This is a genomic window from Empedobacter tilapiae, from assembly GCF_004785645.1.
In the GTDB taxonomy this organism is placed as follows: domain Bacteria; phylum Bacteroidota; class Bacteroidia; order Flavobacteriales; family Weeksellaceae; genus Empedobacter; species Empedobacter tilapiae.
Genome location: NZ_SRPE01000001.1, coordinates 42,157 through 55,203, shown reverse-complemented (window position 1 = coordinate 55,203; position 13,047 = coordinate 42,157). Strand labels below are relative to the sequence as shown.

The 13,047-nt window shown below is 30.4% G+C and carries 15 protein-coding genes and 3 tRNA genes; 9 read left to right on the top strand and 9 right to left on the bottom strand.

The annotated features are described in order from the left end of the window. The first annotated feature begins 1 nt into the window (after position 1). From E4J94_RS00250 to E4J94_RS00240, 3 genes are all read left to right on the top strand, one after another. The gene (locus E4J94_RS00250) at positions 2-388 is read left to right on the top strand and encodes a TraR/DksA family transcriptional regulator (RefSeq protein ID WP_135833911.1); all 387 of its coding nucleotides are present in this window, start codon (positions 2-4) and stop codon (positions 386-388) included. A gap of 9 nt (positions 389-397) precedes the next feature. After that, positions 398-1,042 (top strand): lipoprotein signal peptidase, encoded by a 645-nt coding sequence (locus E4J94_RS00245; RefSeq protein ID WP_135833910.1) that lies wholly within the window; start codon positions 398-400, stop codon positions 1,040-1,042. 70 nt (positions 1,043-1,112) lie between these two features. Further along, complete coding sequence (locus E4J94_RS00240; protein ID WP_135833909.1) at positions 1,113-1,454, top strand: hypothetical protein; 342 nt, start codon at positions 1,113-1,115, stop codon at positions 1,452-1,454. 29 nt (positions 1,455-1,483) lie between these two features. Here E4J94_RS00240 and E4J94_RS00235 read toward each other — a convergent pair whose 3' ends face one another. The 5 genes from E4J94_RS00235 to E4J94_RS00215 form a co-directional block, all read right to left on the bottom strand. Then, positions 1,484-2,017 (bottom strand): hypothetical protein, encoded by a 534-nt coding sequence (locus E4J94_RS00235; RefSeq protein ID WP_135833908.1) that lies wholly within the window; start codon positions 2,015-2,017, stop codon positions 1,484-1,486. A 79-nt stretch (positions 2,018-2,096) separates the two neighbouring features. Further along, positions 2,097-2,171: transfer RNA gene (locus E4J94_RS00230), tRNA-Val, on the bottom strand. 42 nt (positions 2,172-2,213) lie between these two features. Continuing rightward, positions 2,214-2,288 (bottom strand) — tRNA-Val (locus E4J94_RS00225). Positions 2,289-2,330: 42 nt separating this feature from the next. Then, positions 2,331-2,405, bottom strand: a tRNA-Val gene (locus E4J94_RS00220). A gap of 126 nt (positions 2,406-2,531) precedes the next feature. Continuing rightward, positions 2,532-3,425 carry a lysylphosphatidylglycerol synthase transmembrane domain-containing protein gene (locus tag E4J94_RS00215; RefSeq protein ID WP_135833907.1) on the bottom strand — a complete coding sequence of 298 codons (894 nt, stop codon included), beginning with the start codon at positions 3,423-3,425 and terminating at the stop codon, positions 2,532-2,534. 121 nt (positions 3,426-3,546) lie between these two features. On the opposite strand from E4J94_RS00215, the gene E4J94_RS00210 reads away from it, so the two are divergent. The 4 genes from E4J94_RS00210 to E4J94_RS00195 all read left to right on the top strand — a co-directional run bounded on the left by E4J94_RS00210 (position 3,547) and on the right by E4J94_RS00195 (position 6,395). After that, complete coding sequence (locus E4J94_RS00210; protein ID WP_135833906.1) at positions 3,547-4,347, top strand: SDR family NAD(P)-dependent oxidoreductase; 801 nt, start codon at positions 3,547-3,549, stop codon at positions 4,345-4,347. A gap of 3 nt (positions 4,348-4,350) precedes the next feature. Next, on the top strand, positions 4,351-4,803 hold the full coding sequence (locus E4J94_RS00205; protein WP_135833905.1) for a GNAT family N-acetyltransferase: 453 nt from the start codon (positions 4,351-4,353) through the stop codon (positions 4,801-4,803). Further along, complete coding sequence (locus E4J94_RS00200; RefSeq protein ID WP_135833904.1) at positions 4,800-5,747, top strand: hypothetical protein; 948 nt, start codon at positions 4,800-4,802, stop codon at positions 5,745-5,747. The genes E4J94_RS00205 and E4J94_RS00200 overlap by 4 nt, the downstream gene beginning before the upstream one ends. Positions 5,748-5,819: 72 nt before the next feature. Next, complete coding sequence (locus E4J94_RS00195; protein WP_135833903.1) at positions 5,820-6,395, top strand: hypothetical protein; 576 nt, start codon at positions 5,820-5,822, stop codon at positions 6,393-6,395. 56 nt (positions 6,396-6,451) lie between these two features. Here the strand turns inward: E4J94_RS00195 and E4J94_RS00190 are convergent, their stop codons facing one another. Genes E4J94_RS00190 through E4J94_RS00175 form a run of 4 tightly spaced genes read right to left on the bottom strand, consistent with a single transcriptional unit; the run spans position 6,452 to position 10,769 of the window. Further along, positions 6,452-7,339, bottom strand: coding sequence for a DMT family transporter (locus E4J94_RS00190; RefSeq protein ID WP_135833902.1), 888 nt, complete (start codon positions 7,337-7,339; stop codon positions 6,452-6,454). 50 nt (positions 7,340-7,389) lie between these two features. Next, positions 7,390-7,944 carry a DNA-3-methyladenine glycosylase I gene (locus tag E4J94_RS00185; RefSeq protein WP_135833901.1) on the bottom strand — a complete coding sequence of 185 codons (555 nt, stop codon included), beginning with the start codon at positions 7,942-7,944 and terminating at the stop codon, positions 7,390-7,392. Positions 7,945-7,950: 6 nt separating this feature from the next. Beyond that, a complete protein-coding gene (locus tag E4J94_RS00180; RefSeq protein WP_135833900.1) occupies positions 7,951-8,763 on the bottom strand; it encodes a DUF5724 domain-containing protein in 813 nt (270 codons plus the stop codon). 2 nt (positions 8,764-8,765) lie between these two features. After that, complete coding sequence (locus E4J94_RS00175; RefSeq protein ID WP_135833899.1) at positions 8,766-10,769, bottom strand: thioredoxin domain-containing protein; 2,004 nt, start codon at positions 10,767-10,769, stop codon at positions 8,766-8,768. A 76-nt stretch (positions 10,770-10,845) separates the two neighbouring features. Between E4J94_RS00175 and putP the strand changes: the two genes are divergently transcribed. Continuing rightward, complete coding sequence (gene putP, locus E4J94_RS00170) at positions 10,846-12,345, top strand: sodium/proline symporter PutP (RefSeq protein ID WP_135833898.1); 1,500 nt, start codon at positions 10,846-10,848, stop codon at positions 12,343-12,345. Position 12,346: 1 nt separating this feature from the next. Next, positions 12,347-12,727 carry a DUF2750 domain-containing protein gene (locus E4J94_RS00165; RefSeq protein WP_135833897.1) on the top strand — a complete coding sequence of 127 codons (381 nt, stop codon included), beginning with the start codon at positions 12,347-12,349 and terminating at the stop codon, positions 12,725-12,727. The last annotated feature ends 320 nt before the right edge of the window (positions 12,728-13,047 follow it).

The window sequence follows — 13,047 nt, the reverse complement described above, 5'->3', positions numbered from 1 at the left end:
TATGGCAACAACAGATGAAAAAGTAAGGTACTCTGACGCAGAATTGGAAGAGTTTAGAGCAATAATTCAAGAGAAATTAGATCAGGCAATAAAAGATTACGAATTATTGAAAGAAGCTTACACAAACGACAGTAATAATGGTACTGACGATACGTCTCCAACGTTCAAAGCGTTTGAGGAAGGTTCTGAAACAATGTCGAAAGAACAAAATGCACAATTAGCAGCACGTCAAGATAAATTTATTCGTGATCTAAAAAATGCATTAATTCGTATCGAAAATAAAACATACGGTATTTGCCGTGTAACAGGAAAATTAATTAACAAAGATCGATTAAAATTGGTTCCGCATGCTACATTAAGTATCGAAGCTAAAAATATGCAACGTTAATAAAGTATTTTGAAAAAAGTAGCACTCATTACCATTTTGGTTTTAATCATTGATCAAATCTCAAAATTTTACGTTAAAACACACTTTTTTTTAGGTGAAGACGTAGACGTTTTGGGTTGGTTTAAAATAGCATTTGTAGAAAATCCGGGAATGGCATATGGTATGCATTTCGGAGGGGAAACAGGTAAAATTGTTTTATCACTTCTACGAATTGTTTTAATCGGAATGATTATCTACTATATTAATGCATGGTCGAAAAAACTTAAAAATAATTTCTTCATCATTCCAATTGCACTTGTTTTAGCAGGTGCAATAGGCAATGTAATTGATGGAATTTTTTATGGAGTTATTTTCGATAAAGGAACTACTTATAATGAAATGTTTCAGGATTGGGTGGGATATCAAGGTATCGCAGAAGCAAACTTTGCTGGTTATTCGAGCTGGTTTACGGGATGTGTTGTAGATATGCTTTATTTCCCGATTGTAGAGTTTAATTGGCCTACTTGGATTCCAATTATAGGAGGACAACATTATAAGTTCTTTCAGCCTGTATTTAATATCGCAGATTCGGCTATTTTTATAGGAGGACTTACATTGTTCCTTTTTCGTAAAAAAGCTTTTACAACCGAAAATGGTGTAAGATTAAGATTTTAAAAAGATAATCCCTCAGTTCAAGTGCTGAGGGATTTTTTATTATATTTATTTGAACAAGAGTTGATTTTTTATGAATAGTTGGTTTAATCTTTTTACTGAAAGTTGTGATATGAATGATTTATCTAAATATGTTGAAATCTATCATGTTAAAAGCTGTTCTTATGATGAGAGTTTTATAGATAAAAGTATTTCTTTAGACGATATAATTTCAATCATTAATAAAGATTCTATTGATATTCAAAATGATATTTTAGAAATATTCGTAGTAATAAAACAAAATAATAAGAGTGATTTAATCGTAATATATAATCCTTTTGAACTATTAGAGAATTCCTATGTCTACAAAACAATCTTTAATATTAATGAAGAAATGAAAAATCAACTATTAATCAATTCAGAACAAGTCAAATGAAGGAATTTTGTTATCGGATTTTTTTATAGTTACAAAGAAGGCGGAGCGTAATATTCGTATTTGTCGTCTTTTGTAAAGATTAATTTAGAGTTAAGACCTTGTAACTGTATAATTTTTCCACTCTTTTTTATAATTTTAAATTTTGTAACTTCATTCGTTTTCCGATTTTTCAGTTCGAGAATATTATTTTTTATTTCAACGTCATAATTATTAGCCTGCATTAATATTGTTCTAGCGATAATATCACCATTTTTATCAGATACTTTTGATTTATATTCAGTTTCTTCTGGGTAACTATTTATTCTCATAAAAGCTGAGTAATCATTGACTTGTAAAACTATTTCATAAGGAGATTCTGCAGTTAATAAACTGTCTTTTTCTAGTTTCCAAATAAAGTATTCGTTGTTAAAAGTTGGCTCGTATAATTTAGCCTTTGGAGGAGCTGGTAAAGGTGGAACTTTCTTTATTTTAGGTGGTGGTAAAGTTGTTTTCTTTTTTTGTTGGGAGAAAGTGAAACATGAAAGTAAAAGAAATAATGGTAATACTAGTTTTGTAATTTTCATAAGAATTGATTTATATAAAATTACAAAAAAATAATAAATAAAAAACTCCTTATCAATTCTGATAAGGAGTTTTTTGTTGTGGTCCCTACTGGATTCGAACCAGTGACCCCCTGCTTGTAAGGCAGGTGCTCTGAACCAACTGAGCTAAGAGACCTTATTTAGAATTTTATTTAAAAGACTTTCTATTGTCTTTATGTGGTCCCTACTGGATTCGAACCAGTGACCCCCTGCTTGTAAGGCAGGTGCTCTGAACCAACTGAGCTAAGAGACCTTATTTAGAATTTTATTTAAAAGACTTTCTATTGTCTTTATGTGGTCCCTACTGGATTCGAACCAGTGACCCCCTGCTTGTAAGGCAGGTGCTCTGAACCAACTGAGCTAAGAGACCTTCGTAATTGGATTGCAAATATAGGGCTGTTTTTGAATAATCCAAATAGTTAAAATGAAAAAAAATAAATAAAATTTAATGTTAGGACTTAACTCTTTTCATTTCAAAGAAATAATTTTTCAGATTTTAAAAAGAAATATTCGTCTTTTTCTTTTTCTCTTCAATTTTAACCCCTTTAAACAGGTAAATAATCCCAATAAATGAGATCGAAATGGTGATGATAGAGAAAATAAATGCCGCACTTGTTGCTAAGGTTTCATCAAAATTGAACCGATGTGCAGCATACATAAATACAGCTTCTCTAATACCAAATCCGCTAAAAGAGATAATCGATAAAATTCCTGAAACTAAAAAGATCAATAAATATATACTGAAATTATCTGGATGTATATTTAATCCTTCTAAAACGAAATACAACATACCAACTTGTATCAATTGTAAAACGATAGAATAAATCATCGAGTTGTAAAAAGTTTTTTTATGAATAGGGAAAATCATTCCTAAAATAAATGGAACAGCTATAAAACCAACCAAAGAAAGGATTAATGAACCATATTGTACCCAAGGATAATCAGTCAGATCTGAGAAAAATATTAGGAAGATAATGATGAGTAACATTGCACAAAGACCAATAATTTTGTCAAGAAAAACCGCCTGCGAAATTTCTTTTAGACTGATTTTATAGTTTTTATTCAACACATAAACTTTGTATGCATCTCCACCAATTCCACCTGGAACAAACGTATTATAAAACATTCCTAAAAAATACAAACGTGCATTTGATTTGTACGATAAATCAAGATTGATATCCCGAAAATAATAATCTAATCGAAAAACAGACAATGCTTGCGAAAGAACATAAAGAATAACAGCAATAAAAATATACGCCCAATTCGCGTTTTTGTAATGACTGAAAATATCAAAAATATGTAGTTTAACAAAGAAGATATAATAGATTAACGCAATACTAATCGTTAATTTAATTCCTGTTATAATATATTTTTTAGTTTTTGGATTCAATTGAAATCTTTTGATAATTAACGCACAAATTTATAGAATCTTCTGATAACCATTCAAAAAATTATTTATCTACCAATATTTAACTGATATTATGTAGTTTTGCGTTTAAATTAATCGAATCATGCAATCAAAAGTTATTGTAATTACAGGCTCTTCTTCGGGTGTAGGATTGACTTTGGCAAATTATTTTCACGATAAAGGACATCTAGTTTATGGTTTATCAAGAACAGCTAAAGGTCAAGAAAAATTTAAACATATTGCGACAGATGTTTCGGATAAAGAAAATGTAAAACGTAGTTTTCAGCAGATTTTTTCAGAAACGAACAATCAAATTGATGTGTTGATCAACAATGCCGGAATTGGAATGTTAGGCGCTGTGGAAGATGCTTCGAAAGCTGATATCGAGAAATTATTGGACGTTAATGTCTATGGTCCAATTTATACAATACAAGAGGTTTTGCCTACAATGCGTTCTCAAAAAAGCGGTTATATCCTGAATGTTTCGTCGATTGCGAGTAACAATGGTTTGCCGTTTAGAGGTTATTATTCGGCTTCGAAAGCGATGATTGATCGTTTGATTGAATCGGCTCGTTTGGAAAATCGTCATACAGGAGTAGAAATTGCTACGTTGAATTTTGGTGATATCAAAACCAATATTGCAGAAGGTCGCGTGAAAACTTTTGTTTCAAAATTTTATCAAAAAAGATACGATGCAATGGTTGCTGATATCGATCACGAAGTGCAAGATGGTACACCAACAGAAGATTTGATTCCGATTATCGAAAATATTTTGGCTCAGAAGAATTTGAAACCACATTATTATATTGGAAAATCGATGCAGAAATTTTCTGTAACCTTGAAAAATATTTTACCTCAAAAAATGTTCGAAAATATTATTGCAAAATACTCAAAATTAGATTAATCCATGGAAGAAATAATTTGGCATTACAAATCTTTTAATGATTTAACATCGAAAGAGCTATATAAAATAGTACAATTGCGCAACGAAGTTTTTGTGATAGAGCAAGATTGTATTTATCAAGATTGTGATAATAAGGATTTTGCTTGTGGACATCTTTGGGCAACGATTGGCGATGAGGTTGCGGCATATTCTCGAATTGTTCCAAAAGGAATTTCGTATGAAAATGAACCTTCAATTGGTCGTGTAATTTCGAATCAAAAGTTTCGTCGTTATGGATTAGGAAAGCAATTGATGAAAAATTCGGTTCAAGTCATCGAAAATCAATTTAAAACATCTGAAATCAGAATTTCTGCTCAATCTTATTTGAAAGAGTTTTATTCTTCATTTGGTTTTGAGCAAGTTTCGGAAGAATATTTAGAAGACGATATCCCGCATATCGAAATGTTGAGAAAATGAAATTCTTAAAATACTTTTTCATTACGCTATTTTCGGCTTTCATTGCATTGGTTTTGGTTGATGTCTATTATTCGAATCAACTTAAAAAAATGGCGTTATTTAGCGGAGAAGTGCAAGAGTGGAATCAAATAAAAAAAGGAAAAACGAACGTTGAATTGGCTGTCTTTGGTTCTTCTCGAGCGTTTATTCAAATTAATCCGAATATTTTAGAACAAGATTTAAAACTGACTACACATAATTTTGGATTGAACGGAAGTAAATTCAAAATGCAATTATATCGTTTCAATTTGTATTTAAAACATAATCCAAAACCGAAAATAGTTGTTTGGAATTTAGATACTTTTTCGTTTTCACACATTGACGAAGTTTTTCAGCCAAATCAATATGCGCCATTTATGTTGTGGAATTTTAAACTTTATGATGCCTTAAAAGAGTATAAAGACACTAAGTTGGTTAATTTTATTGTACCGCTTTATCGTTACAGAGATCAAACGTATTGGAAAGATCAAATTGCAAGGGCGAAGAAGGAAAAATTGTATAAAGACGGACTTTTTCGTGATGATGGTTTCAAATCGTATAACCGAAAATGGGATGTTGATTGGGAAAAAATGAAAAAGAAAAACTCTGATTTTGACTTTTCAGATTATACTTTGTTAGAAGAATTAATTGCAAAATGTGAACAAGAAAATATTCAGCTTATTTTTACAATTGCACCTGAATTTTATAAAGGTCAAGATTATATGTTGAATCGAGAAGAAGTGATTAATCGTTATCAAACAACATTACAAAAGCATCATCTTCCGTTATTAGATTATTCGAGCGATTCGATTAGTTTTGATCAAAAATACTTTTATAACACAACACATATGAATTATAAAGGTGCGGATGCTTTTACAAAAGAATTAGCAAAAGATTTGAAAAAATATATAAAATCTAAATCATAAAAGGATTTTAAATATTTTTTTATTAAAATAGTTAAATTCAAGAAACTAAAATAACCTTTTAATAGCTTAATAATGAAAAAAATACTATCCTTTTGTTTTCTTTTATTGTCATTCGTAACGATGAATGCGCAATCTTTTCAACAAAATATAAAACGTGATTATATAGCCTATACTCAATTTGTTATAGAAAAAAAGTTTGATCAAGCTCTGGAATATACAGATCCAAGAATTTTTGAATTTTATTCAAGAGAACAGTTTAAATCTTCAATGGAAGCTATTTTTGCAGCAGAAGGTTTAGAGTTGAAGCTGACTTTACCAAGTTCGTTTAAAATTGGTGAGATTAAAAATATAGATAAGATTGATTATATAAAAATGAATGTAGTTTCTTTTTATGAAATGAAGATAGCTGAAATAGATTTTGATAATGCAGATGAAGAAACTGTTAGATATGTTTTAACTGCGTTAGAAGAAGAATATGGTGATGGAAATGTAGTTTTTGATAAAGAAACTCAATTTTTTAAAATAATAGATAATTCAGAAGTTATTGGAAGCTCTATAGATAATAAAATGACATGGAAATTTCTTGTGATTGATCCTAATTTGAAATCAATTTTAGGGAAAATAATTCCAAAAGAAGTCTTAAATTAATAAAAATGCCTTACAAAGCTAGCTTTGCAAGGCATTTTTATTGTGAAATATATTATCTAAATTACTTCAACTTCTTTTTCTTTTTTCTGTGTTAAATAAACGCCTGATAAAATCATTCCGAATCCAAATAAATGGATCCACGAGATTTTTTCACCGACTAAAAATCCCCAAAAAACAGAAATTACGGGCATTAAATAAGTCACCATTGAGGCAAACATCGAACCTGTAGATTGTATTAATCTGTAGAATAATATCATCGCTAAGGCTGTTCCTAAAAGTCCTAAAATAGCGACAAAACCTAAACTTTTTAACTGTTGTTCTGTTCCTTCAAATACATCAAAAAATCCTGAAATAATTAAAATTAGAACTGAAGGTAATAACCAAATTGTAAACAAAGCTGATGATAATTGAAATGAAGGAACGTCGTTTAAATAGCGTGTTAAGATTAAACTATTTAATCCATAAAGAGCAGTTGCTAATACAATTAATAAACAATGTAAAAGACTATTTTCCCCAGAAAAACCATCGCCGCCAATTAATAAAACAGCTCCAATAAATCCGATTATAGCTCCTAAAACTTGATTTTTAGTTCCTTTAATATTGAAAAATAAAGCACCAAAAAGTAAAATAAATAATGGGACTAAAGAATCTAAAATCCCAGCCATTGAACTCGAAACGTGTGTTTGTGCCATTGGGAATAAAAACATTGGAATGAAATTTCCGCAGAAACCAGCCAATGCGACATATTTTAATTTATTTTTCGGAATTTTAAATAGACTTGGTATTCCCCAAATTGCCAAAATCCCTCCAGCAATTGTTAGTCGTAATGCTCCAACTTGATATGGTGTGTATGCAACCAATCCTTGTTTGATGAGAATAAACGAGCTTCCCCAAGTTAGCGCTAAAACGCCAAGGATGATCCAATGTTTTAGTTCGATTTTCATTTTTCTAAGTTTGCGCAAAGATGCACATTTCAGATGATTTTATTGAGCTGTTATTTACAAAAACAATCTATTGTATGGTCATTTACCATTCCGGTCGCCTGCATATGCGCATAAATAGTGGTTGAGCCAAAGAATTTGAAGCCACGTTTTTTCAAATCTTTTGCAATTTGATCCGAAATTTCGGTTGTTGCAGGAACTTCTTTTATCGAATTCCAATTGTTGATAATTGGTTCATGATCAACGTATTTCCAGATGAAATCGGAAAAAGAACCAAATTCTTTTTGAATTTCAATAAACAATTTTGCATTATTAATAGCTGCCGAAATTTTTCCTCGATGACGAATAATTCCTTCATTTTGGACCAATTCGTCAATTTTAGCTTCATCAAATTTGGCTACTTTTTCTACATCAAAATCAGCAAAAGCTTTTCTAAAATTTTCTCGCTTTTTAAGAATTGTAAACCAACTTAATCCAGCTTGAAAAGATTCGAGAATCAAAAATTCAAACAAAATTTTATCATCTTTTACAGGTTTTCCCCATTCGTTATCGTGATAATCGATATAATCTTGGTCTTTGTTTACCCAAGCGCAACGTGTTTTTTCCATGGTTTTTTATAATTTTTGTAAATCATTAATACATTCTTCAAGCCCTTTTACCCAATCAGGGTTTATGGTTTCGATATTTTTTGATTCATTGAGTTCTTTTTGTAAAATAGGAATGAAATCTTTGTTTTCAGTTTCTAAAATAGCTTCAAATAACATAGAACCAAAATCATCTTTTGTTAATTCTTGATTAATAATTTCAAGAACTCGATTATCTTTTCTTTTTGCTAATCCAATGATAGCTTCCATTCTTGTTTCTTGGTGTTTGTCATTTACACGATTCCATAATGCTTCTCTAATATATTCGTTATCAAAATCAACTTGACCAATATAAAAAGTTGCCCAACTTCTTATGTGGTTTGCTTTATCTTTAGAAAATTTAATTAATACATCAATAGCTTTTTCATTTTCAATAAATCCAAGAGCGTTTACAATTCCTTGTTTGATTAAATCACTATTTGAATTTTGAAAAGAACAGATTTTATTAATTTGTTTTTTGTTTAATTCTTTCTCATTAAAACTGATTCCTGAAAGTATAGAAAATAGAACATTTTCATTTGTCTCAGAATTTAATAATTCAAAATAAATTTTTAGAGTTTCCTTTCTGAATGGTTTTTTATCCTTTCCTAATTGGGCTAAAATGTCTATTCCAATAATTTTCTTTTTTTTGTCGTTGGAATTAATAAGTTCTACACATTTTTCAAATAAATCTTGACTTGGTCGACTTCTTAAAATTCGAATTGTTTGCCAGCGAGATTTATCAGTTTTATAATTTATTAAACGAGAAATAAGTTTTTCGTCGCTCCAATTTAGTTTACTCATAATTATAAATTTTTATAAGCCTCTTCAACCGAATAAACAGGTAATTGACACGTATAATTTTCGCAAATATGAATTGAAGTTTTATTTTCGATGAATCGATTTTGAGTGATTTCTAAATTTTCAGTTTTTGAAGCAACAAAAATTGCATTCGGAACATAACATTGTTGAATTTGCTTTGAGAATTCTAAGGCATTTTCGCCAACAATTACAATTTCTTTGAATGGATAAGCGAAATTTAGATATAATTGAATCCAATTTGCAAAACCAGTTGGATAATCGTGAATTTTTTCTTCGATATTGGTTAACATTTGTTTTGCTTGCTCAATGTATTTTTCTTGATTGAGAATCTTCCCTAATTTGAATAAATTATTTGCCATTACCGAATTTGAAGAGGAAATAACATTGTCATAAATCTCAAATGTTTCATTAACCAAAGGCGTGTCGTAATGCGATTTGTACGCAAACATTTTATTCTTATGATTATAAAATTGATTGAAAACTTCTTCTGTTAAAGTTTGAGCAGTTTCTAAATAATGCATTTCCGAAGTGACTTCATAAATCTTGATTAACGCTTCAATCAGCAAGGCATAATCATCCAAAAATCCTGGAATTGTTGTTTGATTATCTTTGTAATTCCTGAATAAAATTTCTCCATTCCATTGATTTTCTAAAATAAAATTGGTTGCATTTTTTGCTAAATCAAGATATTCATCATTTTCAAAAGTGATAAATGCATCGCACAAACCTTTTATGGTTAAAGCATTCCAAGAAGTTAAAACTTTTTCGTCGCGATGAGGTTTTATGCGTTGTGCACGAATTGGATTAAGGATTTTTTTCCATTCAGAAACTTTAGCTTGAAGTGCTTCGTACGAAATGTTTTGTTGATTTGCGAAATCTTCGTCATCTGTCAATCGCATCAAAATATTATTACCATGTTCCCATTCTCCAAATTCATCAACATTATAATATTTTTGAAATAAATCAAAATCATCTTTCAAAACTGCTTTCAATTCATCCGATTTCCAAACATAATATTTTCCTTCTTCACCTTCAGAATCGGCATCAATAGCAGAATAAAAAACATTTTCAGGAGAAAGCATTTCATCTTTCAACCAATTGATTGTTTCTTCGACCACTTTTTTATATTCATTTTCTTCATAAACTTTATACGCATTCGAATAAAGTGAAAGTAATTGTCCGTTATCGTAAAGCATTTTTTCGAAATGTGGAACTTTCCAATACGGATCGACAGAGTAGCGAGAAAAACCACCTTTTAGTTGATCGTAAATTCCACCAAAGGCCATTCTGTCCAACGTGATTTTAGTTTGAATCAAACAATTTTCATTCTTTGTTTGTGTGCCATAACGTAAAATAGTTTCCCAAGCATTTGACAACATAAATTTTGGTGCACGATTAAATCCACCCCATTCATCATCAAATTGTTGTAGCCAAAATTCAAATGTTTCATCAATTTTAGAAGTCGAAAATGTTTTGTCAGATTTTAATTCGATCGTTTCCATTTTATTCAAACCATCCGCAATAGAGTTGACATATTCCATTGTTTTTGGTTGATTTTGATGGTATAAATGATTGATGTTTTCTAACAATTCGATCCATTGAACTTTCGGGAAATATGTTCCGCCATAAAAAGGACGACCATCAGGCAAGGCAAAAACATTCAGTGGCCAACCACCAGATTGATGAATTAATTGTGAGACATTCATATACAAAGCGTCTAAATCAGGACGTTCTTCACGATCAATTTTAATGCAAACAAAATTTTCATTCATCACTTTTGCAACTTCTTTATCTTCAAAAGATTGATGTTCCATGACATGGCACCAGTGACAGGCAGAATATCCAATCGAAATAAGCAAAGGTTTGTTGACTTCTTTTGCGTGATTTAATACCTCATCACTCCAACTTTGCCACCAAACAGGATTATTTTCATGTTGTTTTAGATATGGACTTGTTGCAGATTTTAGATTATTTTGTTGAAAATTCATGATTCTTCTTTAATAATTTAAAGTTCGTACAAATTTTGTGGATGAAAAATTATATTTTCGAGAAAAATTAAATAAAATGAACGTTTACGAATATATTTCTATTGGTGCTTATATGGCTTTGATGATTGGAATTGGAATTTATTCTTACAGAAAATCAGCAAGTAATTCTGAAGATTTCTTAATTGGAGGAAGAAAAATGGGGGCAGCCGTAACAGCTCTTTCAGCAGGAGCTGCGGATATGAGTGGTTGGTTATTAATGGGAGTTCCTGGTGCAATGTATTTCACAGGTTTATCTAGTGCATGGATTGCAATAGGATTAACGACGGGATGTTTCTTAAACTATATTTTTGTAGCACCAAGATTACGAATTTATACAGAAATTGCTCAAAATTCGATTACATTACCTGTCTTTTTCGAAAACCGTTTTAAAGATAAATCTCGTTTATTAAGAATTGTTTCATCAATATTAATCTTGGTGTTTTTTACATTATACACTTCTGCTGGAATGGTTTCGGGAGGTAAATTATTTGAATCTGCTTTTGGATTAGATTATATGACTGGACTTTGGATGACAAGTTTAGTAGTTGTTTTATATACTTTCTTAGGAGGTTTCTTAGCGGTAAGTTTAACAGATTTTGTACAAGGAACAATTATGGTTTTGGCATTGGTAATTGTTCCGATTGTAGCTATTTCTGAAATTGGGGGAATAGGAGAAACATTTTCTTTAATTAATGATAAAGGGGATAAATATTTAGATTTATTTAAAGGTACAACAACAATCAGTATTTTATCTTTGATGGCATGGGGATTAGGGTATTGTGGACAACCACATATTTTAGTTCGATTTATGGCAATTGGTAATCCGAAAGATTTAGCAAAAGCAAGAAACATTGGGATTACTTGGATGATCTTTACAGTTGGAGGAGCGTTATTAGTAGGATTAGTAGGAATTGCATATATGATGAAATTTGATCAAACAACAATGCTTACATTTGACAATTCTAAAACAGAAGCAGAAACAATATTTATTTATTTTTCTCGTGTATTGTTTCATCCATTAGTAGGAGGTTTCTTATTATCAGCAATTTTAGCAGCTGTAATGAGTACAATTTCTTCACAATTATTAGTAACATCAAGTTCATTAACAGAAGATATTTATAAAGCATTTTTAAATAAAAAAGCGACACCAAAGCAGTTATTAACAGCAAGCCGTTTATCAGTTTTAATTGTTGCAGTTATAGCAGTGTTATTATCCCTAACTCCAAAGGATTCTATTTTAAATTTAGTAGGAAATGCTTGGGCTGGTTTCGGATCTGCTTTTGGACCAGTAATCGTTTTCTCACTTTTCTGGAAAAAAACTTCTTGGCAAGGAGCTTTAGCAGGAATGTTAACAGGAGGAATTGTTGTTTTAACCTGGGTTTATGCAGATCATGGTTTTAAAGATTGGTATGAAATGATTCCTGGGTTTATTTCTTCGGTTGTTGCAATTTATGTAGTTTCATTATTGACACAAAAACCTAATCAAGAGATTGATAAAGAGTTTGATGAAATGAAATCAGTTTTGAAAGATATTTAACATGCATCCAAAAGAAATAGAAAATATATTAAAGTTAACTCCTTTTGAACGTTATCAATATTTTATTCGAAAAATTGCTGACAGGGAAATTGCTTATACGTTTATTTTTTCTAACGGAGATTATGCTATTTCTACAATTGATGATAAAAAATTACTTCCAATTTGGTCTGCAAAAGAATTTGCTGAATTATCTAAAACAGATGGCTGGGAAAATTGCATTATTATTGAATTGACCTTTGATGATTTCGAAGAAACTCTTTTTGATTATATTGATGAAAATAATTTGTTACTAAATGTTTTCCCTACAGATAAAACTGGTTTTGTCGTCAGTTTAGAGGAATTTGCTAGAGATTTGAAAGATGAATTAGAACAATATCAATAAATTATTAAAAATTAGGTAGACATTTGTCTGCCTTTTTTTATGATTGTAACTAATCTTTAAAACCGCTGCTTATCAGTGTTCTAATACATACGCTTCGGAGAGTTAACGGATGCCTATCGGAGAGTTGAGGGATGCCTATCGGAGAGTTAACGGATGCCCATCGGTGAGTTGAGGGATGCCTATCGGTGAGTTAACGGAAGCGCATGTTTGTTAAAGAGTTTATTTATTGAGATAAATTTATAATTATTTTGAAATAATCAAATTTTATTGCGCACTTACTATAACAATGTAATAAATGAAACTTATCAACAATCCAATAG